This window comes from Pseudoxanthomonas sp. GW835-FHT14C01 (genome assembly GCF_058793715.1).
In genome coordinates this window covers 434596-459681 of sequence record NZ_JBXAGB010000003.1, presented here as the reverse complement: position 1 = coordinate 459681, position 25086 = coordinate 434596, and the positions used below count along the sequence as shown (strand labels likewise).

25 protein-coding genes and 1 tRNA gene are annotated in these 25086 nt (G+C 65.5%); 5 read left to right on the top strand and 21 right to left on the bottom strand.

Annotated features, from left to right (window positions below):
• Window positions 1-42: 42 nt before the first annotated feature.
• From AC1Q5B_RS15530 to AC1Q5B_RS15500, 7 genes are all read right to left on the bottom strand, one after another.
• Window positions 43-225, bottom strand: a complete 183-nt coding sequence (locus AC1Q5B_RS15530; RefSeq protein WP_313222361.1) for a hypothetical protein — start codon at window positions 223-225, stop codon at window positions 43-45.
• A 487-nt stretch (window positions 226-712) separates the two neighbouring features.
• Entirely contained in the window at window positions 713-1474 is a 762-nt protein-coding gene (locus AC1Q5B_RS15525; protein WP_478438281.1) for an N-6 DNA methylase, read from the bottom strand.
• Window positions 1464-2375 carry an N-6 DNA methylase gene (locus AC1Q5B_RS15520; protein ID WP_313222363.1) on the bottom strand — a complete coding sequence of 304 codons (912 nt, stop codon included), beginning with the start codon at window positions 2373-2375 and terminating at the stop codon, window positions 1464-1466. Before AC1Q5B_RS15520 ends, AC1Q5B_RS15525 begins: the two co-directional genes overlap by 11 nt.
• Complete coding sequence (locus AC1Q5B_RS15515) at window positions 2368-3021, bottom strand: DNA N-6-adenine-methyltransferase (protein WP_492632435.1); 654 nt, start codon at window positions 3019-3021, stop codon at window positions 2368-2370. Before AC1Q5B_RS15515 ends, AC1Q5B_RS15520 begins: the two co-directional genes overlap by 8 nt.
• A 170-nt stretch (window positions 3022-3191) precedes the next feature.
• Window positions 3192-3698 (bottom strand): hypothetical protein, encoded by a 507-nt coding sequence (locus AC1Q5B_RS15510; RefSeq protein ID WP_492632434.1) that lies wholly within the window; start codon window positions 3696-3698, stop codon window positions 3192-3194.
• A gap of 68 nt (window positions 3699-3766) precedes the next feature.
• Window positions 3767-4543, bottom strand: a complete 777-nt coding sequence (locus AC1Q5B_RS15505; RefSeq protein ID WP_478438277.1) for a MerR family transcriptional regulator — start codon at window positions 4541-4543, stop codon at window positions 3767-3769.
• A gap of 23 nt (window positions 4544-4566) precedes the next feature.
• Window positions 4567-6294: a tyrosine-type recombinase/integrase gene (locus AC1Q5B_RS15500; RefSeq protein WP_492632433.1), complete on the bottom strand. Its 1728-nt coding sequence runs from the start codon at window positions 6292-6294 to the stop codon at window positions 4567-4569.
• A gap of 176 nt (window positions 6295-6470) precedes the next feature.
• Here AC1Q5B_RS15500 and mutS point away from each other — a divergent pair, with 176 nt between their 5' ends.
• The 3 genes from mutS to AC1Q5B_RS15485 all read left to right on the top strand — a co-directional run bounded on the left by mutS (window position 6471) and on the right by AC1Q5B_RS15485 (window position 12493).
• Window positions 6471-9074 (top strand): DNA mismatch repair protein MutS, encoded by a 2604-nt coding sequence (gene mutS, locus AC1Q5B_RS15495; RefSeq protein ID WP_492632432.1) that lies wholly within the window; start codon window positions 6471-6473, stop codon window positions 9072-9074.
• Between the two features lie 405 nt (window positions 9075-9479).
• Window positions 9480-11726, top strand: a complete 2247-nt coding sequence (katG, locus tag AC1Q5B_RS15490; protein ID WP_492632431.1) for a catalase/peroxidase HPI — start codon at window positions 9480-9482, stop codon at window positions 11724-11726.
• A gap of 152 nt (window positions 11727-11878) precedes the next feature.
• Window positions 11879-12493 carry a DUF937 domain-containing protein gene (locus AC1Q5B_RS15485; protein ID WP_492632430.1) on the top strand — a complete coding sequence of 205 codons (615 nt, stop codon included), beginning with the start codon at window positions 11879-11881 and terminating at the stop codon, window positions 12491-12493.
• 71 nt (window positions 12494-12564) lie between these two features.
• Here AC1Q5B_RS15485 and AC1Q5B_RS15480 read toward each other — a convergent pair whose 3' ends face one another.
• The 7 genes from AC1Q5B_RS15480 to ffh all read right to left on the bottom strand — a co-directional run bounded on the left by AC1Q5B_RS15480 (window position 12565) and on the right by ffh (window position 17954).
• Entirely contained in the window at window positions 12565-12966 is a 402-nt protein-coding gene (locus AC1Q5B_RS15480) for an RNA-binding S4 domain-containing protein (protein ID WP_492632429.1), read from the bottom strand.
• Between the two features lie 392 nt (window positions 12967-13358).
• On the bottom strand, window positions 13359-13763 hold the full coding sequence (gene rplS / locus AC1Q5B_RS15475; RefSeq protein ID WP_241045774.1) for a 50S ribosomal protein L19: 405 nt from the start codon (window positions 13761-13763) through the stop codon (window positions 13359-13361).
• Window positions 13764-13911: 148 nt separating this feature from the next.
• A complete protein-coding gene (trmD, locus tag AC1Q5B_RS15470; protein WP_492632428.1) occupies window positions 13912-14670 on the bottom strand; it encodes a tRNA (guanosine(37)-N1)-methyltransferase TrmD in 759 nt (252 codons plus the stop codon).
• 66 nt (window positions 14671-14736) lie between these two features.
• Window positions 14737-15264 (bottom strand): ribosome maturation factor RimM, encoded by a 528-nt coding sequence (gene rimM / locus AC1Q5B_RS15465; RefSeq protein ID WP_492632427.1) that lies wholly within the window; start codon window positions 15262-15264, stop codon window positions 14737-14739.
• A gap of 38 nt (window positions 15265-15302) precedes the next feature.
• On the bottom strand, window positions 15303-15557 hold the full coding sequence (gene rpsP, locus AC1Q5B_RS15460; protein ID WP_492632426.1) for a 30S ribosomal protein S16: 255 nt from the start codon (window positions 15555-15557) through the stop codon (window positions 15303-15305).
• 106 nt (window positions 15558-15663) lie between these two features.
• A complete protein-coding gene (locus tag AC1Q5B_RS15455) occupies window positions 15664-16464 on the bottom strand; it encodes an aminotransferase class IV family protein (protein ID WP_492632425.1) in 801 nt (266 codons plus the stop codon).
• 119 nt (window positions 16465-16583) lie between these two features.
• Complete coding sequence (gene ffh, locus AC1Q5B_RS15450) at window positions 16584-17954, bottom strand: signal recognition particle protein (protein WP_192311597.1); 1371 nt, start codon at window positions 17952-17954, stop codon at window positions 16584-16586.
• A gap of 126 nt (window positions 17955-18080) precedes the next feature.
• Here ffh and AC1Q5B_RS15445 point away from each other — a divergent pair, with 126 nt between their 5' ends.
• Window positions 18081-18872: a cytochrome C assembly family protein gene (locus AC1Q5B_RS15445; protein ID WP_492632424.1), complete on the top strand. Its 792-nt coding sequence runs from the start codon at window positions 18081-18083 to the stop codon at window positions 18870-18872.
• Window positions 18869-19387: a demethoxyubiquinone hydroxylase family protein gene (locus AC1Q5B_RS15440; RefSeq protein WP_492632423.1), complete on the top strand. Its 519-nt coding sequence runs from the start codon at window positions 18869-18871 to the stop codon at window positions 19385-19387. Before AC1Q5B_RS15445 ends, AC1Q5B_RS15440 begins: the two co-directional genes overlap by 4 nt.
• Window positions 19388-19516: 129 nt before the next feature.
• Here the strand turns inward: AC1Q5B_RS15440 and radA are convergent, their stop codons facing one another.
• The 7 genes from radA to lspA all read right to left on the bottom strand — a co-directional run bounded on the left by radA (window position 19517) and on the right by lspA (window position 25071).
• Window positions 19517-20905: a DNA repair protein RadA gene (gene radA / locus AC1Q5B_RS15435; protein ID WP_492632422.1), complete on the bottom strand. Its 1389-nt coding sequence runs from the start codon at window positions 20903-20905 to the stop codon at window positions 19517-19519.
• A gap of 104 nt (window positions 20906-21009) precedes the next feature.
• Window positions 21010-21085: transfer RNA gene (locus tag AC1Q5B_RS15430), tRNA-Thr, on the bottom strand.
• A gap of 186 nt (window positions 21086-21271) precedes the next feature.
• Window positions 21272-21568, bottom strand: a complete 297-nt coding sequence (locus tag AC1Q5B_RS15425) for a hypothetical protein (RefSeq protein ID WP_492632421.1) — start codon at window positions 21566-21568, stop codon at window positions 21272-21274.
• Window positions 21569-21641: 73 nt separating this feature from the next.
• On the bottom strand, window positions 21642-22496 hold the full coding sequence (locus AC1Q5B_RS15420) for an RHS repeat-associated core domain-containing protein (RefSeq protein WP_492632420.1): 855 nt from the start codon (window positions 22494-22496) through the stop codon (window positions 21642-21644).
• A gap of 434 nt (window positions 22497-22930) precedes the next feature.
• Entirely contained in the window at window positions 22931-23257 is a 327-nt protein-coding gene (locus tag AC1Q5B_RS15415; RefSeq protein ID WP_492632419.1) for a hypothetical protein, read from the bottom strand.
• A gap of 120 nt (window positions 23258-23377) precedes the next feature.
• Entirely contained in the window at window positions 23378-24328 is a 951-nt protein-coding gene (ispH, locus tag AC1Q5B_RS15410; RefSeq protein ID WP_492632418.1) for a 4-hydroxy-3-methylbut-2-enyl diphosphate reductase, read from the bottom strand.
• A gap of 245 nt (window positions 24329-24573) precedes the next feature.
• Entirely contained in the window at window positions 24574-25071 is a 498-nt protein-coding gene (gene lspA, locus AC1Q5B_RS15405; RefSeq protein WP_492632417.1) for a signal peptidase II, read from the bottom strand.
• Between the last annotated feature and the right edge of the window lie 15 nt (window positions 25072-25086).

Genomic DNA, 25086 nt, shown 5'->3' with positions numbered 1-25086 from the left:
ACCCTGGCCGGTGGGGGTTTGCTGTTATGGGGGTGGTGACAATCAAGCAGCGCGGGGAAGCGCGTTCTCCAGCACACGGCGGATGAATTCGCTTTCCGTCATCTCTTTTTCAGCTGCGGCGAGACGAAGGCGCTCTGCCAGCGGACGCTTGATCCGAACGTGCTTCTTCACGCTGGCGCGAATGCTGTAGGTCGCTGGGGTTGAGGGCTGAGGAACGGTGTTCACGGTGACAACTCCGAGGATGAAAAGTGGTGGCGTGTCCCATCTGGGGGACACTTCCAATCAACCACGCCTCGAAACTTCCGCAAGCCCCATCTTTTGACTAAATGCAAATTCTGCGGCCCTTTCACGCAAATATTCCTAACAACGCGAGTGCTGGCTTTCCTCGTGCTGCTGGCTTTCCGTTAGCCAGCAGAGATCGAAGACCAGCAGGAAGACCAGCAGCTGCAAGACATTGATTCAAGAAACTTTGCATCCTAGAAAAACCCCCTTGCTGGTCTGCTGGGTCAAAATTGAATCGATTTCAAATGCTGAGAAACCGCTGGGATTGTTAGGAATAAATTCCACTGCATGAAGGAGTGGGAAGTTTCGGCCAGCAGGCCAGCACCGCCCTCCTTAGCGCTGCAAAGCGCTGACGAATCAATCGCTTTGCACTGCTGGCTATCCTGCTGGCTAACGCCTGCTGCTGGCTAAGGGGAAGACCAGCAGCAGCCTATGCCGTCACCTCCACCTTTTGGTCTGCCCCCAACTTCAACAACTCCTCAACCGTTCCCTGCCACCGGTTGGTGACGTAACCCAGCTTCAGTGGGCCAGCCAAGGTGTTTCCCACCCAAATTTCGACGCGCTTGAGCGGGGCGCCATGCAGCACTTGGGCTGCCTGCAGCTGCAAGGCCGTCATCGCCACGCAGAACGGATCCAGGTCCACGGCGCTCACCTCGATCGTGTCGCTGGGAAAGCCTTCCATTCGCGAGCGAACAGCGCCCAACAGCAACCCACCGGCACCGCATGCAGGTTCGTGAATCCTGAAGCAGAGAGGATTGGTCGGGTGACGAATGAAGTGATCCTGAGCGATACCAGCGGTCAGTTCCACCAAGTCCGTTGGCGTAAAGAACTGTCCAATGCCTTCCCCGCCTTTGGTGGCCAACAACTCGGCATGCACCCAAACCAGCACGTCTTCGAACGGGCGGCACTCGCCCACCAGGTCCATGTAGACCTTGATGGCATGAGCCAACGGCTCAACGGGAGGGCTATGTTCCTTCAACGTGGCAAAGCCAAGTGTGGGGCCGTGGAAGCATGCCCCCAACTTGTCGATCGCCATCATGTTGCCCGCGTGGATAAGACTTACCAGGGTGTGCTGGACGAACAGCTCCATGGCCTCGCGGGCATTCCACGGACGGTTCGGTCGCGTGGGAATTCCACGGATCGCTTTGACCAGACCGCTGGCCAGACCAGGGGACATTTCCTTATGCGTCATGGGGATTCTCCTTGAAGGTGGTCGACTCAGTCGTCCAATGGGCGATCACCGTGCCAAACACCGGTTTCGGTTCCAGGCATTCCGTGATCGTGTCCTTGCACTCGACGTTGACAAGGCCAATTGGCCGTTCCCACACCAGCTGATTCATCAGCAACTGGAGGGCCGTCATTGCGGCGCAAAGCGGGTCCCGATCATTGGCCATGACCACAAGGCTCTTCAGTGCGTCAGGGCGGTTATGGCCATTCCGAAGATGGCCTTGGATCTGAGCCAACAGCAGCGTTCCAGAACCACACGCGGGATCCATCACCGTGACCGGCGCCACACTGGCGTCGCCCGTCAACGTCCTACCCTCGGGGAGAAGTCGCGGAATTGCACTGGCCATGTCCCAGGGCGTGAAGTGCTGACAATCCGATTTTTGGCCCGCCCCCACCACGACGTTGAACAGCTCTCCCAGCAGGCACTCAAAGGGCGCTGCATGCTGCATGGCATCCACGTAGGCATCGGTCACCTGTCCGTGCCAATCGGCCTGCCCTTCCTTCACGGGTCCCAACAGATCCATGTCTACCCACGGCATCACGGACAATCCCAATTTGGCTTGGAACTTTTCAAGCTGCCGATGGACAGCCACTTTCAGCGCGTAATTCACAAACAAAGTCATTCGCTCGCGGTTGTTGCTGGCGGGAATGGCTCGGATGGCCTTCACCAAGCGCTTGTTCGCAGCTCCCTTGCGGTGGGCGACCTTCTGTTCCCACTCCTTGGCGTAATCCCTCGGACACGTGCGCATCGGAAGATTTCCGGGCACCTGACGCCCACCCTTGGAATGCGAGAGGTTGTTGACGCGAGTCTCCATGTTCCCAAGCCACTGCAGGACGCGCAGAGCGCCGTCGGTCTGATTACTCATCGTTGGCACTCCCTTGGTTGGCGTTGACCACCTTCGTCACCCGCTGGATGGCAAAGAACTTCCCACGCAACACACCGCTTGCCTGCGCTTGCTTGAGGTTGCGGGCCGCCCGCTGGCCGTAGGTCACGAACACCGACCCGGTCGGCGCGGCAGTTCCAGTGGTTCCGTCCGGACGCATGAACTTCAGGCGCCCGCGGGTGAGGAGGATGGCGGTGGTTTTGGGATGGTTGAGCACGAAGTCGTGCATCCAACCCGGGTCCATGTGGGCCGGCACCAGCGCGATGCCACCACCGGGATGGTTGGTCAACTTGGCCATCCACTTGTCCATCCCCTTGCCGTAGGGCGGGTTCATCCACACGAAGGCCTGCGGCCACCACACCATCGCCAGGCCATCCTGGCTGGGCGTGATCATCCGGCGAGCAGTCCGTGCCGGCAGACGGGAGGGGTCTTCCGGTGTGCAAGGGTCGAGGTCAAACCCCTCCTGGCCACCCAGCGCTTTGACGATTGCCGGGGGCGTATACCAATCGACGGTCGAGTGGTCTTTTTCGCAGGCCTTGTAGCAAGCGGTGGTAAGCCGGGTGGCCTTCGGAGCCAAGAGGCGCTTGGTGCGGGTAGCCGGTTTGAATTGAAGAACGTTGGACTGCATGTCGATCTCGCCTGTCGTTCCCGATCGGAACGGAAGCGAGCTTGCGGGCGCAGCGCTGTAGGATTTCCGCGCGAAAAGGCCGCTTTATCGGGACAAATGTCCCGATAACGGCCAGCATGCATTGATATGCCTCATCCGAGCGTTTCCCGATAAAAAGACGGGAGCAAGGATCAATCTGTGGCTTTCGCAACGCTCTCGGCGGCGGACTGGAGCACGTCCATGGCCCAGTCGTGAAACGGCTGGCGCGCCTCGCTGCTCACCCACGGGGCATCCAGGGCTTCAAGCACCGTGAGCGCACGCGCGGGCAGGTGGGGATGAAGCGACGCAAACCCCACCAGGCGATCGGCGTGGTTGTAGGCCCAAGGAAGGTCCTGTTCCAGGCCTTCGAGGCCTCGTTTCTTCAATGCCGCAACGACGTCGTCGAGGCGCTGCGCCAGAACGTCCGATTGAATGCGTTCGGCTCCGGCGCAACGCACCACCGATGACCACCGGTATTGCGCCCCTTGGCGATTGCTTTTCGCTGGTCGGTGCTCGGGAATCAACCCTTCGTTGCGCTGGCGACGCTTCTTCAACGCGTCCTTGGAGATGCCCAGCATGTAGGCCGCCACGCCCGGGCCGACCCATTCGCGCCCGCCCGCTTTCGCCTTGGCCAGCTCTTCTTCCTCGGTGGCGGTCAACGCAAGGGGGGCCGGCGCTTTCGGGGGACGGCCAGGCCGTCCGCCCATGAGTCCATTTTCGCGCGGGCTCAAAGCCGACCGCTCCCTTTCCCAAAGGGTCGCACCGCCTCAACGTCTATTACGTCACCGCTCAACCGCTCTTCCAGGTCGCTGGCGCGCTGGCGCGACCGTGCCGCCTCGATGGCGTGCCGTGTGGAGGTGAGAACGCCCAGGAACGCGTCCTGGTAGGGCTGTCGGCTTTGGGTGCTGGTCCAGGGTTGGGCCAGGGCTTCTTCGAGCGAGCCTTCCCACTTTTCCTCGTCCGCCGCGTTGAATGTGGCGTCGTCCACGGCCCACGCGTGCCCCATGAGGCGTCCGTTGACCGTGGCCCACGGCTGGATTTCCAACGCGTCGGAGAGGGACTGGAAGCAGACGATGCCCAGGCGCCGCGCGCGGGCCTTGGACTTGGCCAGCCGATCCTCGGCTTCCCTCAGGGCGATCAGTGCTTCGATGCGCTCGGCTTCTTTGAGCACGTCGCCGGTGTCTGTGCGCTTGCCGCGGGTGATGGGCTCGCCGCTTCGGGTGGCCAGGAAGGTGTCCAGCGATTCCAGGGTGAACCCCAGATGCTGGTTCTGCGCCGTCGTGCCGGGCTTCCCAGGGTTCTGAATCGGTTGGGGCCCCCTGCCTTCGCGCACCCAGTCGCGCAGGGTCGTGTAGTGAACACCGATGTAGAGCGCTGCCGCTTTGGTGCTGACCTTGGCACGCACACCGGCCTTGGCGTCGGCGATCTCCTGGCGCCACTTCTGGGCGTCGGGCGCCGGTGAGGCCAGATCGGGGTCGCGTTGGAGGGGAAAGGAGCCGTCCATGGTCCCAGTGTATCGACGGCGGGCTACTCCTCGGAAGAAGCGGGTTCCTGACGGGTCGGCAGGAGGGGCCAGTCAGCGGGTTTGAGCATGTTGTAGAAGGTCGGTGCGCTCGACGCCATCAGGTGCTCCACCTTCTGCAACGCGTCTTGCAACTCAAACCACTCGGGCTCCTGGTAGCGCACCGAGGACTTGGCGCCCTCGTCCTCGTCTTCCTTCTTCGGCGGCAGGTGATTGAACAGCCGGCTGATGATGCGATCGGAAATTCCTACGCGCGTGGCGTAACGGCCCAGGGTGCGGCGCAGGTCGTGGGGGGTGGGCCCGAACTCCACCGACAGCTTCTCGCCCAGCCCCTTCATGATCGCCTTGCTGTCCTTGTAGTGCCCTTCCGCCGCCCGCTTGCTGCGCGCCGGGTAGACCCACCGCGCCCGTGGGTCATCTTCGGGCAAGCGCGTATCGAATCGACGCTTGATGAGTTGGACCGAAATCGGCCCCAGGGGCATGGAATGGTCACGCCGGTTCTTCGTTCTGGCGAAGAACACTTGAGGACCTTTCTTCTTGGTCACGGGGTTGACCGAAGGCACTCCAGCTCGCCATGCCTTGGGATCCATTTCGTCCAGCCATACCCAGGACTTCGTGGACCGCTCGGCTTCGCTCAACCGATCAAACCACGCCAACTTGGCGGTCTCGTTGCGCCGGGCCCCAAGGAACAGGGTCGTGAGCAGGTAGTAGACCCCGCTTTCGTTCTGACCCCGCTGGGCCTGCCGTCGACTCCAAAGGTATTCGATGGCGTTGCCCAGGGTGTTGTCCTCGCTGCCCAGTGGGTTCCGCACCCTCGCCTTCTCGTAATAGTCGTGGAGGCCTGCGGCGTCGCGCATCTTGCCTTCCTCCCACAACACCCCGAAGTCGTTGCCGAACAGCACCGCCTTGCGCTGGGCCTTCTTCGCCGCGCGCGCTTCCTTGTCCACCACGTAGTTGACGGCGCGGAACGCGGTGGCGAACGTCTGCTCGGCCGCGGACACGCCCGCGGCACGGATGCGCGTGCGCATCGCCTCGCTGGTCACACCCAGCTTGGCCAGTTCCACGTCGGTGAGATCCACCCGCCCTTTCAGCTCCATGAAGTCCTTCACGGGCTGGGGCAACCGATTGGAATTAAGAGCCGCGGACACCCGGGTGGCTTGAAACGCGTTGGTCACCTGCTCCTCGTCGAGGTCCATGATCGGGATGTTGCCGATCCCCACCTCCGGACGAGCCAGGCGCGCTATCGAGTTGGTCAGGGTCTTGAGGGTGCCCTCGGTGGCCGGCCGGGTTCGCCGGGCCAGCATGTCGTGATACAGCTGGATGGCCTGGTTCACCGTCAGCGCCTTGGTGGCCTGGATCGACAGTTCCTTCTCCGCCAGCACCTTCGGGTGCTTGCCCTCCTTCTTCGCTCCGGCGACTTTGACGCCCGCCAGGTCGTGGGCGTCCTTCAACGACAACTCGCTCGTGTCCCCGATGCTGATCCGCATGACCTTGCCGCCGATCTTGCGTTGAACTTCGTAGGTGGACTTGAGTTTCCCTACGAAGACGCCGAACCCCGTTGGGGCACCCGGCGAGGCGTCGAGGAACCTCCACTGCTTGCCCTCGGGGTTGGGTTCGAGGACTGCAAACCCCTTGGCTCCGGTGACGATGGCCCCTGCTTTGTCTAGCTTCGGGCGCTGGGTGCTGCGAAGCTGTCGCAGCTGTTCTGGGTTGAGCTTCAGTCGGAACGCCACGGCGGCCACCTTTCCCTGTTCAACGTCATCGATCGCGACCCTGTCGCGGGTAGCCAAATTTTGGCACGAATCGACGGATGCAGGGGTTTGGCTACCTTTGGCTACTAATATGGTCTCCACACCCTTCCACTTACGCTCACTGACCTCCACTTACGCTAGACTGAAATACGCGCTAAATGTCTGATAAAAAAGAACAATCAAAAAAATCAACGGGTTCAGTTGAGCACACTCCGCTCATGAAGCAGTTCTTCGCCGCCAAGGCGGAGTATCCGGACCTGCTGGTGTTCTTCCGGATGGGGGATTTCTACGAGCTGTTCTACGACGACGCGCGCAAGGCGGCAAGGCTGCTCGACATCACCCTGACCCAGCGCGGCAGTTCCGGTGGCGCGCCCATCCCGATGGCGGGTGTGCCGGTGCATGCGTGCGAAGGCTATCTCGCCCGGCTGGTGGCACTGGGCGAATCGGTCGCGATCTGCGAGCAGATCGGCGACCCCGCCCTGGCCAAGGGTCTGGTGGAACGCAAGGTGGTCCGCGTGGTCACGCCGGGCACGGTGACCGACGAAGCCCTGCTCAACGAACGCCGCGACACGCTGCTGATGACGGTCTGCCGAGGACGCTCGGGCTATGGCCTGGCGTGGGCCGATCTCGCCGGCGGCCGCTTCATGGTCAACGAGGTGGATGGCGACGATGCGCTGGAAGCCGAACTCGCGCGGCTGGAACCGGCCGAACTGCTGATCCCCGATGAGGAAGGCCTGCCGGTCTTCCTGCAGCAGCGCACCGGCATCCGCCGGCGAGCGCCCTGGCTGTTCGATCCCGACAGCGGGCGTCGGCAGCTGCTGGCCTTCTTCGGCCTGCACGACCTGACCGGCTTCGGCATCGACGACAAGGCGCTGGCCACGGGCGCCGCCGGTGCGCTGCTCGGCTATGTGGAAGAAACCCAGAAGCAGCGCCTGCCGCACCTGACGGCCATCGCGCTGGAATCGGCCGGCGACGCCATTGCCATGAATGCCGCGACGCGCCGCCATCTTGAGCTGGACACGCGGGTGGACGGCGACACCAAGCACACGCTGCTCGGCGTGCTGGACACCACCGTCACCCCGATGGGGGGGCGCCTGCTGCGCCGCTGGCTGCACCGTCCGCTGCGCGACCGCGCGGTGCTGGGCGAACGCCACCACGCCATCGCCACACTGATCGGCCATGGTACGGATCGCGATCTGCGCACCGGCTTCCGTGCGCTGGGCGACCTCGAACGCATCCTCACCCGCGTGGCGCTGCGTTCGGCGCGGCCGCGCGACCTGTCCACGCTGCGCGATGGCCTGGCGCTGCTGCCGGATGTCCGCGGCCACCTGCAGCCGCTCGACTCGCCGCGCCTGCGGGCGCTGGCGGCCGAACTGGGCGAGCACGACGATACGACGGCGCTGCTGCTGGCGGCCGTCGCGCCGCAGCCTCCCCTCAAACTCACCGACGGGGGCGTGCTTGCCGACGGCTACGACGCCGAACTCGACGAACTGCGCCGGCTGAGCACGAACGCCGACCAGTTCCTCGTCGACCTGGAAGCGCGCGAACGCGCGAGCAGCGGCATTCCCACGCTCAAGGTGGGCTACAACCGAGTGCACGGCTACTACATCGAGATCAGCAAGGGCCAGGCCGACAAGGCACCCGTGCACTACACCCGCCGGCAAACGCTGACCGGCGCCGAGCGCTACATCACCGAAGAGCTGAAGCAGTTCGAAGACAAGGTGCTGTCGGCGCGAGAGCGCTCACTGTCGCGCGAGAAGCTGCTGTACGACGCGCTGCTGGACACGCTCAATGCGCGCCTGGAACCACTGAAGCGCTGCGCAGGCGCTCTGAGCGAACTCGACGTGCTGGCCTCCTTCGCCGAACGCGCACAGGAACTGGACTGGGCGCAACCCGAACTCGGCGACGCGCCGGGGTTGTGCATCGAACGGGGGCGCCACCCGGTGGTCGAAGCGGTGCGCAAGGAGCCGTTCGAACCGAACGATCTGCGGCTGAACGATGGCCGTCGCATGCTGGTCATCACCGGCCCGAACATGGGCGGCAAGTCGACCTACATGCGGCAGAACGCGCTGATCGTGCTGCTCGCGCACATCGGCAGCTTCGTGCCCGCTTCGCGCGCGGTGATCGGCCCGATCGACCGCATCCTGACCCGCATCGGCGCGGGCGACGACCTCGCGCGCGGGCAGTCCACCTTCATGGTCGAAATGGCCGAGACCAGCTACATCCTGCATCACGCAACCGCACAATCGCTGGTGCTGATGGACGAGATCGGTCGCGGCACGTCCACCTACGACGGCCTGGCCCTGGCCGACGCAGTGGCGCGCCATCTGGCCGCCAGCAACCGCTGCTATACGCTGTTCGCCACGCACTACTTCGAACTGACCGCACTGGCGAACGAGCCGGCCAGCGGCATCGCCAACGTGCATCTGGATGCCGTCGAACATGGCGATACGCTGGTCTTCATGCATGCGGTGAAGGACGGCGCGGCCGACCGCAGCTTCGGCCTGCAGGTCGCGGCATTGGCCGGACTGCCGAAGACCACCCTCCAGCAGGCGCGCCGCCGGCTGGCGGAGCTGGAACAGCGCGGCCGCGAAACTCACGCGTCCGACATGGCCCCGCAGGCGCTCGATGCCCCGCAGCAGTTCGGCCTGTTCGCCGCCGCCCCCTCGGCCGCTCAGGAAGCGCTGGCGGCGATCGATCCCGACGAACTGACACCCAAGCAGGCGCTCGAAGCACTCTATCGGCTGAAGGCGCTGCTCTGACCAGCGCGCGACGGCGCGCAGCGTCGAACGGAGGACCCTGCGGCCAACTGCCGCAGCGTTGCCCTGCGCACGCATCTACAACATCGGCGTAACGCGCGCGGAGTATCGTGATGCCCGCAGCGCGGAGGCTTCGGATGGCGCAACGCACCATTGAACGACACTATCGAACTCTTCGTCACAAACGATTTTCATTGATCGTGCGCACTGCCTAGTCTGGTCGCCATCCGCCAACGCCCTCCAAGGACGTCAGCCATGCAAGCGAGCCTCCCGCCGGTCACCTGGCCTCCTCCCCCCTTCTCCTCTTCGGGTGCGTGCGACTGACGTCGTGCGTACCGCGTCGTCCTGCACTGCATCCGTTCCACGACATTCCCACCCACACACCCGACGGCCAAAGGAAGGAAATCCATGACCACCGAATCGAAGTGCCCGTTCCACCAGACTGCCGGCGGCGGTACCGGCAACCGCGACTGGTGGCCCAACCAGTTGCGTGTGGACCTGCTGAACCAGCACTCGTCGCGTTCCAACCCGTTGGCGGGCGATTTCGACTACGCCGAGGCCTTCAACACGCTGGACTATCACGCACTGAAGAAGGACCTGCGCGACCTGATGACCGATTCGCAGGACTGGTGGCCAGCCGACTTCGGACATTACGGTGGTCTCTTCATCCGCATGGCGTGGCACAGCGCCGGCACCTACCGCATCCAGGATGGCCGCGGTGGCGGCGGACGCGGACAGCAGCGCTTCGCACCGCTCAACAGCTGGCCGGACAACGTCAGCCTGGACAAGGCGCGCCGCCTGCTGTGGCCGATCAAGCAGAAGTATGGCCAGGCGATCTCCTGGGCCGACCTGATGATCCTCACCGGCAATGTGGCGCTGGAGACGATGGGCTTCCGCACGTTCGGTTTCGGCGGCGGTCGCGAGGATGTGTGGGAACCCGACCAAGACGTGTACTGGGGCCGCGAAACGACCTGGCTGGGCGGCGACATCCGCTACGCGCACGGTTCGCCCGGCGTGGAGAAGCCCGCCGACGAGGGCGTGCTGGTCTCCGACGACGATGCCGATGGCGACGTGCATTCGCGCCGCCTCGAGAACCCGCTGGCTGCCGTGCAGATGGGACTGATCTACGTGAACCCGGAAGGCCCGGACGGCAATCCCGATCCGTTGCTGGCAGCGAAGGACATCCGCGACACCTTCGCGCGCATGGCGATGGACGACGAGGAAACCGTTGCCCTGATCGCCGGCGGCCACACCTTCGGCAAGACGCATGGCGCCGGCCCCGCCGACAACGTCGGCGCCGAGCCGGAAGCCGACGAACTGGAAGCCCAGGGCTTCGGCTGGCGCAACAAGTTCGGCAGCGGCCGAGGCGGCGACACCATCACCTCGGGTATCGAAGTGACGTGGACGCAGACGCCGACGCTGTGGAGCAACAAGTTCTTCGAGAACCTGTTCGGCTTCGAGTGGGAACTGGAGAAGTCGCCCGCCGGCGCGCACCAGTGGGTCGCCAAGGATGCGCCGGAGGATGTGCCGTTCGCGCACGACGCGACGAAGAAGCAGCGCCCGAAGATGCTGACCACCGATCTGTCGCTGCGCTTCGATCCGGTCTATGGCCCGATCTCCAAGCGTTTCCTGGAAAATCCGCAGGCCTTCGCGGAAGCTTTCGCGCGTGCCTGGTTCAAGCTGACCCACCGCGACATGGGCCCGCGCGCACGCTACCTGGGCCCGGAAGTACCGAAGGAGGAATTGATCTGGCAGGACCCGCTGCCGAAGGCGGACTACGCGGCGATCGACGCCGGCGATATCGACACGCTGAAGCAGAAAATCGCCGCCTCCGGCCTCTCGGTCGCAGAGCTGGTGTCCACCGCGTGGGCATCGGCCTCGACATTCCGGGGTGGCGACAAGCGCGGCGGGGCCAATGGCGCCCGCATCCGCCTGGCGCCGCAGAAGGACTGGGCGGTCAACCGGCCCGAACAACTGGCAAAGGTGCTGAAGGCGCTGGAGCGCATCCAGATGGAGTTCAACCTGGACGCCTCTGGTGGCAGGAAGGTCTCGCTCGCCGACCTGATCGTGCTGGCGGGTGGTGTCGGCATCGAGCAGGCGGCGAAGGCCGGCGGCCATGCCGTCACCGTGCCTTTCCATCCCGGCCGCACCGATGCACGCGCCGACCAGACGGACGTCGAATCCTTCGCGGTCCTGGAGCCGTTCGCCGACGGCTTCCGTAATTACCTCAAGGGCCGTTCGGCGGTGCCGGCGGAACACCTGCTGGTGGATCGCGCGCAGTTGCTGACGCTCACGGCGCCCGAAATGACGGTGCTGGTCGGCGGCCTGCGCGTCCTGGGAGCGAACGCGGACGGTGGCAGGCACGGCGTGTTCACCGACAGGCCGGGCACGCTGAGCAACGACTTCTTCGTCAACCTGCTCGACATGGGTACCGAATGGAAGGCGACCGGCGCCAATGGCTACGAAGGCCGCGACCGCAAGGGCGGCGAAGGGAAATGGACAGGGACGCGCGTCGACCTCGTATTCGGCTCCAACTCCGTGCTGCGTGCCCTGGCCGAGGTCTATGCCAGCAGCGACGGCCAGACGAAGTTCGTCGATGATTTCGTCGCCGCCTGGACCAAGGTGATGGAGCTGGACCGCTTCGACCTGCGCTGAGCGCTCTGCCCCCCCCGGCGCCGCATGTCCCCGTGGGCATGCGGCGCCGTCGTATCCGCCGGTCGGCAGGCGTTACTGTGAGTCGGAGATCGCGCGGATTGGCGCTAGCATGAGCCGCCGCTTCCCAACGCGTCCAGGAGGACGAACGCATCATGAGCAACGCTTCCCTCGCCGAAGATCTCTTTGCCCAACTGCAGGGCGCGCCGCTGCAGCAGGTGTCGCAGCAACTGGGCATCGGACAGATGCAGGCATCGAGCGCCGTCGGCGCCGCGCTGCCGCTGCTGCTCGGTGCGCTGGGTCGCAACGCCTCGCAGCCGCAGGGGGCGGAAGCCCTGTTCGGTGCCCTTCAGCGTAACCACAACGGCCTGGATATCGGCAGCGTGCTGGGTGCCGTGCTCGGCGGTGCCGCGTCCCCGCAGGCCAATGGCGCCGGCATCCTCGGCCACGTCTTCGGCGGCCAGCAGAACCGCGCCGAACTCGGCCTGGGCCAGGCCACGGGTCTGGGTGGCGAACGCGCGGGCCAGTTGCTGAAGATCCTGGCACCCATCGTGCTCGCCTTCCTCGCCCAGCGCATGAGCCAGGGCAGTGCGCAGAACAACCCGCTCGGCCTGGCCGAGGTGCTGGGCCAGGAACAGCGCCAGGTTCAGCAGCAGGGCGGACTGGGCGGTGGACTGCTCGGCGCTGTGCTGGATCAGGACGGCGATGGCCAACTGGGCCTGGGCGACATCCTCAAGATCGGCAGCGGCATGTTCGGCGGCGGGCGCTGAGACGCTCGCGTAGATCGAAGCAGGAATCGAGAAGGGCGCCGACGGCGCCCTTCTTTTTTTGCGCGGCAGCACTACAGGGCGTCGATGTCGCCGAGCGCGCGTATCAGCCGGCGTGCACGCTTGTCCGGACGCGACGGCGGCGCCTGGTAGCCCGCACGCTCCGCCTGTCGCGCCGCCAATGCCGTGGCACGCCGCGCGCGCGACGCCTCGGACTCGGCATACAAGGCCTGCGCCACGGCCGCCGAACCGCGCTTGTCGCTGAGCGCGCGGACTTCGATCTCGAACACGTCGTCGCCCCGCGTCACCACCAGCGTGTCGCCTGTCCGTACGGCGCGCGAGGACTTGGCGCGCTGCCCGGCCACGTCGACCTTGCCGGTCTCGATGGCCTGCTTGGCCAGGCTGCGGGTCCTGAAGAAACGGGCCGCCCACAACCACAGGTCGAGGCGGACGGAAGCATCGGCGGATTCGGTCATTGGAACACGGCGTACGGTAGCTTCAAGGCAGGGGATGACGGGAAACGGCAGTTCGCTCTGGTGTCCGCAAGCGCGCGGGCAGGCTTTTGACACGGGGATGTCGCGCGCTGCCCGTCGCGGGATGGGCATGGCGTCCTTCGGCATCGGCTGCGATGCGGCAGGCAGTGCGGGCTCGTCGACACCTTAGGCGAAGGGCACCGTGACGTCGGGATCGTCGGCCGCTGCCGTATCGCTCGGGCAGCCTGCGATCAGCAGCATACTCGGTGACCGGACGCGCGAGGTGTGTATGGCGCGCTCCGAGGCCGTTCGCGCCAGTCTGCACCGGAACGCGCCCGGCGGAAACGCAAACGGCCACCCGAAGGTGGCCGTTCCTGCGACACGCCTGGCCGGAATTACTCGGCAGCAGCAGCGGCAGCGGCGGCCTGGCGGGCGACCTTGGCGGCGGCGTTCGCGGCCAGATCTTCCTTGATGCGGGCAGCCTTGCCTTCCAGTTCGCGCAGGTAGTACAGCTTGCCGGCGCGGACCTTGCCGCGGCGCTTCACTTCGACCGAGTCGATGGAGGCGCTGTGGGTCTGGAAGACGCGCTCGACGCCATAGCCGTGCGAGATCTTGCGGACGGTGAAGGCGGAGTTCAGGCCGGCGTTCTTCTTGGCGATGACGACGCCTTCGTACGCCTGCACGCGCTCGCGGTTGCCTTCCTTGACCTTCACGTTGACGACCACGGTGTCACCGGGGCCGAACGCGGGCAGCTCGCGCGTGATCTGGGAGGCTTCGAATTCCTGGAGGAGCTTGCTCATGTTGGCACCAATGCTTGTATGCGTGATCGTGTCTTGCGACAGCGGAAACTGATGCAGTCGCCGGATTGCGCTGCACGATATTCTTATGGGATCCCGGGCGAGAACCGCCCAAGGGTCGCGCATTCTACCGGATTTCCCACGGGGCTGGCTACCCTGCCCCGTCTTCGCCCGCGAGAGCCGCGCGAAAGGCCGCCAGCAGGGCCTTGTCGGCCTTGGACAGGCCGGCCTCGTCCAGCAGATCCGGCCGACGCAGCCAGGTCCGACCCAGCGCCTGCTGCCGCCGCCAGCGGGCGATGGCGGCGTGGTCGCCGGAGCGGAGAACCGACGGCACGTCGCCCAGCGGGTGGGAGGACGGATGGGTGAAATGCGGGCAATCCAGCAGACCATCGCCTTCGAAGCTGTCCTGCACCGCCGAATCGGCATCGTTCAGCGCGCCGTCCTGCAGGCGGCCGACCGCATCGATGAGCACGGCCGCGGCCAGCTCGCCGCCGGACAGCACGTAGTCGCCGATGGAAATCTCCTCGTCCACTTCGGCCTCGAGGAAGCGCTCGTCCACGCCTTCGTAGCGCCCGCACAGCAGGATCATGCGCGGCAGGGATGCCAGTTCGCGCGCCTTCTTCTGGGTGAACGGTGCGCCTTGCGGGCTCAGGTAGATCAACGGCGCCGGCGCGGCGTCCGCGGCGCGCACCGCCGACAGGCAGGCCTGCAGCGGCTCGATCATCATCACCATGCCCGGGCCGCCACCGGACGGGCGGTCGTCCACGCGGCGGTAGCCGCCGCTGGCGTAATCACGGGGATTCCAGCCATGCAGCGACAGCAGCCCGCGCTCCTGTGCACGCCCGACCACGCCCACGGCCGCGGCCTGGGCGATGAACTCGGGGAACAGGGTCATGACGTCGATGCGCATGGCGATCGGCTGCAACTCACTCGGTGGGGAGGCAGGGTAACCGCGACCGCGGCGACCTGCGAGGCGTCAGAACTCGGGGTCCCAGTCGACGGTGACCACGCCGGCTTCGAAATCCACCGCGCGGACGTAATCGGGTTCGACGAAGGGAATCAGCCGCTCGCGATCCCCCCGCGCCACCAGCACGTCGTTGGCGCCGGTGGAGAACAGGTGCGAAACGGTGCCGTAGTCGGTGCCATCGGCATTGATGACCCGCAGGCCTTCCAGATCGACCCAGTAGAACTCGCCCGCGCTCGGCGGCGGGAGCGCGGCGCGCGGAACGAGGATTTCCTGTCCGTGCATCGCCTCCACCTGGTCGCGGTCTTCCACGCCGGGCAGCGTCGCCACCAAATGCTTGCCCGAGGCCTTGCCTCGCGCACCACTCAGCTCGCGCTCGATGCCGGCCGCGTCGCGCAGCGTCCATGGCTGGTAGCGGAAGATGGCGTCGCGCGGTTCGGTCCAGGATTCGATCTTGATCTGGCCGCGCACACCAAAAGCGCCCAGGAGCCTTCCCAGCAGAATCATTTTCTGCGAGGTCGGTGGGCGCTCGGTGTTCATGCGTACGGTAGGCCGCGCGGTACGCGCGGCCGAGGCCATCAGGCCGCCGGAGCGGACTTGACTTCCTTGTACAGGTTGCGGACCTTCTCGGTCAGCTGGGCGCCGTTGCCGACCCAATGGTCGACGCGGGCCACGTCGAGTTCGACGCGCTTCTCGGCACCGGCGGCAACCGGGTTGTAGTAACCCACGCGCTCGATGTTGCGACCGTCACGCGCGCTGCGCGAGTCGGTGACGATGATGTGGTAGAAGGGGCGCTTCTTGGCGCCGCCGCGGGTGAGACGGATCTTGACCATGGTGTTTTCCAGTGTTGCCCAGTCGCCAGAATGGCGAGGTAAGCCAGCTATTCTAAGCCATTGAATCGCTCAGGAAAACCCACCCCGGCTCCGATACCGCACGGGCTCAGGCCAGCGGCTCCCACGAGACGGCGTCCAGCGCCGCTTTCAGCCGGGTCATCAGGGCGGTATCAGCCCCCCATGCGACCGCATCCACAGCCACGACCGGTTGCAAGCCACTGGCATTGCAGGCAAATCCGGCCCGGAACCCTGCCAGATCGGCCTGATCGACCAGCACGCAGCGCTGCGGAAGGCCGGCCGCCTCCAGCGCGCCCTGGAGCAGCCGCTCCGCCGTACCCCGCAGCGCCGGACCCTCGGGCCAGACGACGGCCCGGCCGTCCCACAGTCCCAGGTTCCAGATCGAACCCTCGAGCACCTGTCCGGCCGGGTCGACGAACAGCGCGTCGTCGTAGCCGTCGGCCAGCGCCTGCCGGCGGTAGTGGAACAACGGGAACGTGCCCACGTGCTTGTACTGCGGCAGCGGGCGCACGAACGGATACGACTTCACCCGCAACGCGGGCTTGTCCTGCGGGGACGCGGGCGACAGCGAGACCAGCACGTCGGGCGCGACGCGGCGTGCGGGATCGCGGTAGTCGAACTGCGTGGAGAACACGGTGATGCGCACCGAGGCATCGCGCAGTCCAGCGTCGCGCATAGCGGCTGCGGCCCGCTTCAATGCACCGTCGCCGTCCAGCGGTGTGCCGAACAACGCGAGCGTGGCCTCTTCCAGGCGCTGCACGTGCAGTGCGCGCCCCTGCACGGCGCCATCGCGCACCTGCATCGAGGTGAAGTGACCGTAGTTGGCCAGCGCCAGTGCGCGCAGGTCGTCCGCGGTGGCGGGCTTGCCGTTGAGGAAGGCCGAGGTCATGCGGGCGACTCCTGGTTCCCTTGTAGGAGCGACGTGAGTCGCGACCACGGCAAAGAAAACACCATGAAAGCTGTGGATGTACGGTCGCGACTGACGTCGCTCCTGCAGAAAGCAGAGGCTCAGCGGAACGGCATCCCGCCGCGGCCGCCCATCATGCCCTTCATGTTGCGCATCAGGCCCTTCATGCCGCCGCCGGCCAGCTTGCCCATCATCTTTTCCATCTGCTGGTACTGCTTCATCAGCTTGTTGACGTCGGCCGGCGTCAGCCCCGCGCCCTTGGCGATCCGGGCGCGGCGCGAGCCGTTGAGCAGCGCCGGATTGCGGCGCTCCTTCTTCGTCATCGAATTGATGATGGCGATCATGCGCGGCACTTCCTTGCCCTGCTGCACCTGCTGCTTCACGTGCTCGGGGATCTGGCCCATGCCCGGCAGCTTGTCCATCAGGCCGCCGATGCCGCCCATGTTCTGCATCTGCTCCAGCTGGTCGCGCATGTCGTTGAGGTCGAACTTCTTGCCCTTGATGACCTTCGCGGCCAGCTTCTCGGCCTTCTCGCGGTCGACGTTCTGCTCGACCTGCTCGACCAGCGACAGCACGTCGCCCATGTCGAGGATGCGGTTGGCCACGCGCTCGGGATGGAACACGTCCAGCCCGTCCGGCTTCTCGCCCACGCCGATGAACTTGATCGGCTTGCCGGTGATGTAGCGCACCGACAGCGCGGCGCCACCGCGGGCATCGCCGTCGGTCTTGGTCAGCACCACGCCGGTCAGCGGCAGGGCTTCGCTGAAGGCCTTGGCGGTGTTGGCCGCGTCCTGGCCGGTCATCGCGTCGACCACGAACAGCGTCTCGACCGGCTTGACCGCCGCGTGCAGCGCCTTGATCTCGGCCATCATGGCCTCGTCGATCGCCAGGCGGCCGGCGGTGTCGACCAGCAGCACGTCGACGAAGGATTTCTTGGCGTCGTCGATGGCGGCGCGGACGATAGCTTCGGGCTTCTGCCCCGCATCGGACGGGAAGAACAGCACGTCCACCTGCTGCGCCAGCGTCTTCAGCTGTTCGATCGCGGCCGGACGGTACACGTCGGCGCTGACCACCATGACCTTCTTCTTGCGCTTCTCCCGCAGGTGCTTGGCCAGCTTGCCGACGGTGGTGGTCTTGCCGGCGCCCTGCAGGCCGGCCATCAGGATGACGGCCGGCGCGGGCACGTTGAGGTTCAGGTCGCTGGCCTGCGAGCCCATCACCGCGGTCAGCTCGTCACGCACCACCTTGATCAGCGCCTGGCCGGGAGTCAGCGACTTCAGCACTTCCTGGCCGACGGCGCGCACCTTGATGCGCTCGATCAGCGCCTGCACCACCGGCAGGGCCACGTCGGCTTCCAGCAGGGCGATGCGCACTTCGCGGGTGGCCTCGCGGATGTTCTCCTCGCTCAGGCGGCCGCGGCCGCGCAGGCGCTCGATGGTGCCGGAGAGTCGCTGGGTCAGGGATTCGAACATGGGGCGGGCAGGACCAGGGAAAACGGACGGCGATTATAGCGGCCCAACCCGCTGCCCCCGTTCCCGCCCACGGGCGGGCCTCGCCAGCCCCTGCGCCGGCACGGTCCGCTGTGCGACACTCCTCCGATGACAGTCATTCTCATCGCCGTCGCGCTTTACCTGCTGGCCGCGGGCCTGCTGGTCCGCTCCGTCGCCCGCGACACCGGCGACGCCCCGCGGCCGTGGGTCTGGCCGGCGCTCGGCGCGGTGATCCTGCACGGCAGCTACCACCTGCTGGTAGCGTGGCGCACGCCCGGCGGGCCGGACATGCACTTCTTCGCCGCGCTGTCGCTGGTCTCGCTGGGCATGGCGCTGATGACGCTGCTGGTGGCGATCCAGGGCCGCATGGCCGCGCTCGGCGTGATCGCCTTCCCGCTGGCCGCCGTGCTGCTGGCGACCTACCACTTCTATGGCCACCGGGCGTCGAACGGGCTGGACTGGCGACTGCAATTGCACGCTTGGCTGGCGCTGCTGGCCTACGCCGCACTGGCGATCGCCGCGCTGCTGGCGGTGATGCTGTGGGCGCAGGAGCGCGCGCTGCGCCGCCGCGAGTTCCACCTGTGGCTGCGCGCGCTGCCGCCGCTGACGGAACTGGAAGACCTGCTGTTCCGCACGATCACGGTCGGCTTCATCCTGCTGACCGCCACGCTGCTCACGGGCGTGCTGTTCGTCGAGAACTTCCTCGCCCAGAAACTCAGCCACAAGACCGTGCTGAGCGTGCTGTCGTGGCTGGCGTTCGGCGCGCTGCTGGTTGGCCGCTGGCGTTATGGCTGGCGCGGTGTGAAAGCCGTCCGCTGGACGCTCGCCGCAATGGTGCTGTTGCTGCTGGCGTTCTTCGGCAGCAAGTTCGTCTACGAAATGGTGCTGAGGCGCGGTTGAGCACGCGCCTGGGCGACCGGATCCTGAAGGTCGACCACGCCGGCGAACACGGTGCCGTCAACATCTACCGCGCGCAGATCCTGGTGTCACGTTGGACCGCGCCACAGATGACGCCGTTGCTGCGACATTTTCTCGACCACGAGATCGGGCATCGCGCCCTGTTCTGGCGCCATCTGCAGGCACAAAACGTGCGTCGCTGCCATAGCCATGTGCTCTGTGGCGCCGGCGGCTGGATGCTGGGGCTGTTGACTGGCCTGCTTGGACCCTCCACCATCGCCGCCACCACCTGTGCGGTCGAGAGCGTGGTGCTCGAGCACCTACAGGAGCAACAGCGGCAGCTGCGCGACACCGATCCGGAGGCGTTCGACGCAGTCTCGCGCATCGTGGCGGAAGAACAGGAACACCATGACCATGGGCGCGATGCGATGCCGACCGGCGCCTTCTGGCCGTCGATCCTGACTCCCATCGTGCGCGTCTCGACCGAAGCCGTCATCTGGTTGGGCGTGCGCCTCTGAGAAGGCTCGCCGTCCGCTTCCTGTAGGAGCAACGCAAGTCGCGACCGCACGGCGGGCGCGCGCGACAACGTTCAAGGCGAGTCGATCTTGCGGTCGCGACTTACGTCGCTCCTACAGAAGGCGCGCCCCCTACTCCGCCGCCGCTTCCAGCGCCTGCGACAGCCGCTCCACCGCCACCACCTCCAGCCCCTTGAACGTGCCCGACTTCGGCGCATTGCCCTTGGGCACGATGGCGCGCTTGAAGCCGTGCGTCGCCGCTTCGCGCAGGCGCTCCTCGCCGTTGGGCACGGGGCGGATCTCGCCGGACAGGCCCACTTCGCCGAAGGCCACGGTCTTCTCGGCCAGCGGGCGGTCGCGCAGCGAGGACAGCACGGCCAGCAGTACCGGCAGGTCGGCCGCGGTTTCCTGCACGCGGATGCCGCCGACCACGTTGACGAACACGTCCTGGTCGCCCACCACCACGCCGCCGTGCCGGTGCAGCACGGCCAGCAGCATCGCCAACCGGTTCTGCTCCAGACCCACCGCTACGCGGCGCGGGTTGGACAGCGGTGAGCTGTCGACCAGCGCCTGCACTTCCACCAGCAGCGGCCGCGTGCCCTCGCGGGTCACCATCACGCAGCTGCCGGGTTGCTGGGCGCTGCCGGACAGGAAGATCGCCGAGGGGTTGGGCACTTCCTTCAGGCCCTTTTCGCCCATCGCGAACACGCCCAGTTCGTTGACCGCACCGAAGCGGTTCTTGAAGGCGCGCAGCACGCGGAAACGGCTGCCGCTCTCGCCTTCGAAATACAGCACGGCGTCGACCATGTGCTCCAGCACGCGGGGACCGGCGATGCCGCCTTCCTTGGTCACGTGGCCGACCAGGAACACGGCGGTGCCGGTCTCCTTGGCGTAGCGCACCAGCCGGGCGGCGCTCTCGCGCACCTGGCTGACGGAGCCGGGTGCGGCGGTCAGGGATTCGGTCCACAGGGTCTGTACGGAGTCGGCGACGATCAGCTTCGGGCGCGCGATGGAAGCGTGCTGAAGGATGCTCTCGATACCGGTCTCGGCCAGCGCCTGCAGGTTGTCCAGCGGCAGGTCCAGGCGCACGGCGCGGCCGGCGACCTGGGCCAGGGATTCTTCACCGGTCACGTACAGCGCCGGCAGGCTGGCCGACATGCGGGCCAGCGCCTGCAGCAGGAGGGTCGACTTGCCGATGCCGGGGTCGCCGCCCACCAGCACCACGGCGCCTTCCACCAGGCCGCCGCCCAGCACACGGTCGAACTCGCCAATGCCGGTGGTCACGCGCGCCTCTTCGCTGTGGCGGACGTCCTTCAGGGCGGTGATCTTCGGCGCTTCGGCCTTGCCGGCCCAGCCGGAACGGCGCGCGGCGGTGGGGGCGCCGGCGGCGGGTTCCAGGACGATCTCGCTGAGGGAGTTCCAGGCGCCGCAGTCGGCGCACTGGCCCTGCCATTTGCTGTGCTCGGCCCCGCATTCGGTGCAGACGTAGGCGGTGCGGGACTTGGCGGAGGTCTTGGCCACGGAGAACCTGTCGTGAAGGCGAGCAGCTACTGTATCGGCCCGCCGTCTCCGCGGGCGAGACCCGGAAAAAACAAAGCCCCGCCGAAGCGGGGCTTTGTCACGACTGGTGCCGGAAATAGGAATCGAACCTACGACCTACGCATTACGAATGCGCCGCTCTACCAACTGAGCTATTCCGGCGGAGCCGCGAATTTTAGGGGTTGGGGTGGGGGCGGGTCAATGCGGGGGTGTTGGGGATGGGGCGATAAGCCGTTGGGAAGCCGGGGGTGGGGCGCCGAAGCCATCCTCCAGAACGTAAGGAGAGCAAGCTCGCCCTTTTCATGCCTTAAAGGGGCAGATCTTCAAGTAGTTACTCAACTCATACCTTCATGGCTCTTTCACTACTCTGATGACGCCCAAGACAATCGGCGACTCATACTGCGCGATGCCGTTGATCTCGATCATCTCCGTCCTGCGAACAACTTGACCATCGCATCGAACGATCAAGTTCAAACGATGGGTGCCTGGCTCCACAGTGAAAGTGTTCGTGAAATCGCTATCAATCTTCTGGACATAACTGAGTTGCGAGTCCCCCTCGAAAAGAACACCCAACTCACAACCCTCAACTGGTTCGCCGTTCTGATCAAGAACTGAGCCTGCGGCCCTGAACGCAGAATCCGACATGGTCTGTGCGCATGCTCCGAAGTTTGCAATAAGGCACACAAACAACGTAACGCGTCGAAAGCTTCTGGCCACCTCATTTACCTCGCATATACTGGAATTCTCGCCAATTCTTCTCAGCGAATCCCTTGGCTTCAACTTCGTATCTATTTCCCCTGTAGCCATCACCGTTTGTAGCATTCTCAATGACGTACTTAGCGACAGTAACATCTCCAGTGTTCCATTGCTTTATGACGTGATAATACTCCTCCAACATCAGCTGCGGATCCTTGAGAAATCTCTCCCCACTGATTGCTAAATAAATGGCATCTTCTCGCGTAGTGGCAATTGCACCATGCAATTTAGCGAATGGCGAATTCTCAATAACTTGCACGTCGTCCACTGGCTCACCCAAGAGTACTTCCAGCGCATACTTGTCCTGGCTTGGCACATCGACGGTAGAGCTAATTGCGGGGCCAGGCGCAGCACTTCCCTTTGGTGACGCCTGCGCAGCTCCGCCGCCTTCACTTCTCTGGCTCCTGCCTTCTCTGGGCAATCCGCTAATTGCCATGCCTCCAGCGCCGGGATGACTACTCATTGAGCGGAAGTCAGTTCGCTCACGCTGCTGCTCCGCCTTCTCCTGCCTGCCATCAGGATCAACAAACCGATACGGATTGTTCGCCGCGTACTTGTAGCGATTGAACATCCCCACCGGGCTGCTTAGCGCTGCCACCGGATCCACCGACAGGAATCGCCCCACCGTCGGATCGTAGTACCGCTGCTGCATGTACGTCAGGCCGGTCTCGCTATCCTGCAGATGCCCAGTGAAGCCGAAACCCTGGTAGTTAGGCTTCCCGATGATGCTGCCGTAGGGCTCGTAATCGTTCCGCTCAATGACCGTGCCGGCACTGTTCGTCACCGCCACTGGACTACCCCGGTTGCGTCCGCACAAGTGACAGTCGCCAGCACGACGCTACTGCGAGAAATCGAACCAGAAAGGTGCGCGCGCACGGCATTGAGGTGAGATGACGAGGCTTTTTGCTTCGCTCGCAAGGCGTTTCGGGTTGCCGCCAAGGCAAAAAGCCTCGACCGTGAACCATTGAGGTGAGACGACACAGCTTTTTGCCTCGACATCGAGGCTTTCAGCGGTGACGACAACGCTGTTTGCCTTGCGGCCGAGGCTTTCCGCTCTGATCCCAAGACTTTTCGCCTTGGCGCCGCACTACCGAGGTGCGCGCGCGAAGCTCGGCGGTGCGACAGCGAAGCAAAATGCCTCGCCCACCCTACCGCGCAGCGGATGGATGCATCCGGCCACGAGCCCGTCAATCCATCATGGCGGACAGGAACACGACAACCTTGCACAACCCGTCCGCCGCGCGCGGGCGACTACCTGGCTACTCCGTGACGCCGCCCGCAGGCCGCGCACGTCCGGTAGGTGCCGAAGCGTCCTGGCCGTTCCCCGCCCAACAGGCCACCGCAGCCACAGATCAGCGCGTCGCCGGTGCCCCAGCGCAACAGGCGCACGCTGGCGATGACGCCGAGCAGCACGGACAGCCCCAACAGCACGTAGGGCGCCAAGCGCAACGCGTCGCCGAGCGGCTGCGCGAACGCGGCCGGTTCCGCACTGGTTAGCAGCGTGGACACAAACGCCAGCAGCAGGCATGCCAGCGTCGGCAGGTACATCCTGAAAGCCATCCAGTGCATGGGCGTCATCGGTGATCCCCCGGGTCTGTGGATGGCAGCGTGACCGGGGACCGTCGCGCGGGATGAGACGGCGCAAAAATGAAAAGCCCCGCATCGCGGGGCCATTGTTCAGGAACGATCGACAGGCGCTCAGCTCACCAGTTGCAGCCGCAGTTCCTTCGGCAGGGCGAACACCATGTTCTCGGGCTCGCCATCCAGTTCGCCGACGCCAGCGGCACCGAGGTCGCGCAGGCGCTGGATGACGCCGTCGATCAGCACGTCCGGGGCTGAAGCGCCGGCGGTGACGCCGATACGTTGCTTGCCGTCGATCCAGCGCGGGTCGATCTCGTGGGCGCCATCGATCAGGTACGACTCCACGCCGTCGCGCTCGGCCAGCTCGCGCAGGCGGTTGGAATTGGAGCTGTTTGGCGAGCCGACCACCAGCACCAGGTCGCATTGCTTCGCGAGGTCGCGCACGGCGTCCTGGCGGTTCTGCGTGGCGTAACAGATGTCGTCATTCTTCGGCCCCTGGATGGCCGGGAAGCGCTGCTGCAGCGCCTGGATGATGCCCACCGTGTCGTCGACGGACAGCGTGGTCTGGGTGGTGTAGAACAGGTTTTCCGGCTGGCTGACATCCAGCAGAGCCACGCCGTCGATGTCCTCCACCAGGTAGATGTTCCCGGTGCCGCCTTCGCGGCTCCACTGTCCCATCGTGCCTTCCACTTCCGGATGCCCGGCATGGCCGATCAGCACCACGTCGCGACCGGCGCGGCAGTGGCGGGCCACTTCGAAATGGACCTTGGTCACCAACGGGCAGGTGGCGTCGAAGACCTTCAGGCCGCGGCAGTCGGCTTCGTTGCGCACGGCCTTGGACACGCCGTGCGCGCTGAAGATGACGGTGGCACCGTCCGGCACCTCGTCCAGCTCCTCGACGAACACCGCGCCGCGCTGCTTCAGGTCGTCGACCACGAAGCGGTTGTGCACCACTTCGTGCCGCACGTAGATCGGCGCACCCAGCGTTTCGATGGCGCGCTTGACGATCTCGATCGCGCGGTCGACGCCGGCACAGAAACCACGGGGATTGGCGAGGAGGACGTCCATGGGGCCGATTTTACTGGAGGTGGGACAGCATAGGGATGAATCGGCCGCCAGCCGCTCCCACCGTCATCCCGGCGAAAGCCGGGACCCAGTGACGTACGCGCGGACAGCAGGTTTCACGGTGGAAGGCGCTGGGTCCCGGCTTTCGCCGGGATGACGGCCCGAGCACAGGCGCCGGTCCACTGCCCGGCGACGCATAAACAAAGCGGACCCGAACCCGCCTCGCGACCCGCGCCGAGCGGGTCCGCTCAACCGCCCTTCTTCTTCCCGTCGAACAACCCGAACAGCGCAATGCCGATGGCCCCGCCCACCACCGCGCAATCCGCGATGTTGAACGCCGGCCAGTAGTAGTCGCGCCAGTGCCACTGGATGAAGTCGATCACGTGGCCGTGGATCTGGCGGTCGATGACGTTGCCCAGCGCGCCGCCGATGACCAGTGCGTACGGGAGCGCCTGGCGCCAGTCGCTACGCGCGGTACGCGACAGCCAGAAGCCCAGCAGGCCGCTGATGCCCACGGCCAGCACAGTGAAGAACCACCGCTGCCAGCCGCCGGCGTTGGCCAGGAAGCTGAACGCCGCGCCGGTGTTGTAGGTGCGGTACCAGTTCCAGAAGCCCTCGATCACCGGGATGGCGGTGTACTCCGGCAGCGCCGCCAGCACCCATGCCTTCGACCACTGGTCCAGCGCGATGACGATGACCGACAGCAGCAACCAGATCAAGGCATTGGGTTTGGGATGTTTGCTCATCGTGTTCCTGTTGGA

What these genes read in the sequence shown, in the direction of transcription:
- AC1Q5B_RS15505 (WP_478438277.1), bottom strand. Translation starts at nt 4,543, where the DNA reads ATGGACGGCTCCTTTCCCCTCCAACGCGACCCCGATCTGGCCTCACCG.
- trmD (WP_492632428.1), bottom strand. Translation starts at nt 14,670, where the DNA reads ATGCGCATCGACGTCATGACCCTGTTCCCCGAGTTCATCGCCCAGGCC.
- rplS (WP_241045774.1), bottom strand. Translation starts at nt 13,763, where the DNA reads ATGAGCAAGCTCCTCCAGGAATTCGAAGCCTCCCAGATCACGCGCGAG.
- katG (WP_492632431.1), top strand. Translation starts at nt 9,480, where the DNA reads ATGACCACCGAATCGAAGTGCCCGTTCCACCAGACTGCCGGCGGCGGT.
- AC1Q5B_RS15525 (WP_478438281.1), bottom strand. Translation starts at nt 1,474, where the DNA reads ATGACGCATAAGGAAATGTCCCCTGGTCTGGCCAGCGGTCTGGTCAAA.
- rimM (WP_492632427.1), bottom strand. Translation starts at nt 15,264, where the DNA reads ATGAACACCGAGCGCCCACCGACCTCGCAGAAAATGATTCTGCTGGGA.
- AC1Q5B_RS15455 (WP_492632425.1), bottom strand. Translation starts at nt 16,464, where the DNA reads ATGACCTCGGCCTTCCTCAACGGCAAGCCCGCCACCGCGGACGACCTG.
- ispH (WP_492632418.1), bottom strand. Translation starts at nt 24,328, where the DNA reads ATGGACGTCCTCCTCGCCAATCCCCGTGGTTTCTGTGCCGGCGTCGAC.
- AC1Q5B_RS15520 (WP_313222363.1), bottom strand. Translation starts at nt 2,375, where the DNA reads ATGAGTAATCAGACCGACGGCGCTCTGCGCGTCCTGCAGTGGCTTGGG.
- AC1Q5B_RS15485 (WP_492632430.1), top strand. Translation starts at nt 11,879, where the DNA reads ATGAGCAACGCTTCCCTCGCCGAAGATCTCTTTGCCCAACTGCAGGGC.
- ffh (WP_192311597.1), bottom strand. Translation starts at nt 17,954, where the DNA reads ATGTTCGAATCCCTGACCCAGCGACTCTCCGGCACCATCGAGCGCCTG.
- mutS (WP_492632432.1), top strand. Translation starts at nt 6,471, where the DNA reads ATGTCTGATAAAAAAGAACAATCAAAAAAATCAACGGGTTCAGTTGAG.
- rpsP (WP_492632426.1), bottom strand. Translation starts at nt 15,557, where the DNA reads ATGGTCAAGATCCGTCTCACCCGCGGCGGCGCCAAGAAGCGCCCCTTC.
- AC1Q5B_RS15445 (WP_492632424.1), top strand. Translation starts at nt 18,081, where the DNA reads ATGACAGTCATTCTCATCGCCGTCGCGCTTTACCTGCTGGCCGCGGGC.
- AC1Q5B_RS15480 (WP_492632429.1), bottom strand. Translation starts at nt 12,966, where the DNA reads ATGACCGAATCCGCCGATGCTTCCGTCCGCCTCGACCTGTGGTTGTGG.
- AC1Q5B_RS15515 (WP_492632435.1), bottom strand. Translation starts at nt 3,021, where the DNA reads ATGCAGTCCAACGTTCTTCAATTCAAACCGGCTACCCGCACCAAGCGC.
- lspA (WP_492632417.1), bottom strand. Translation starts at nt 25,071, where the DNA reads ATGAGCAAACATCCCAAACCCAATGCCTTGATCTGGTTGCTGCTGTCG.
- AC1Q5B_RS15425 (WP_492632421.1), bottom strand. Translation starts at nt 21,568, where the DNA reads ATGTCGGATTCTGCGTTCAGGGCCGCAGGCTCAGTTCTTGATCAGAAC.
- AC1Q5B_RS15415 (WP_492632419.1), bottom strand. Translation starts at nt 23,257, where the DNA reads ATGACGCCCATGCACTGGATGGCTTTCAGGATGTACCTGCCGACGCTG.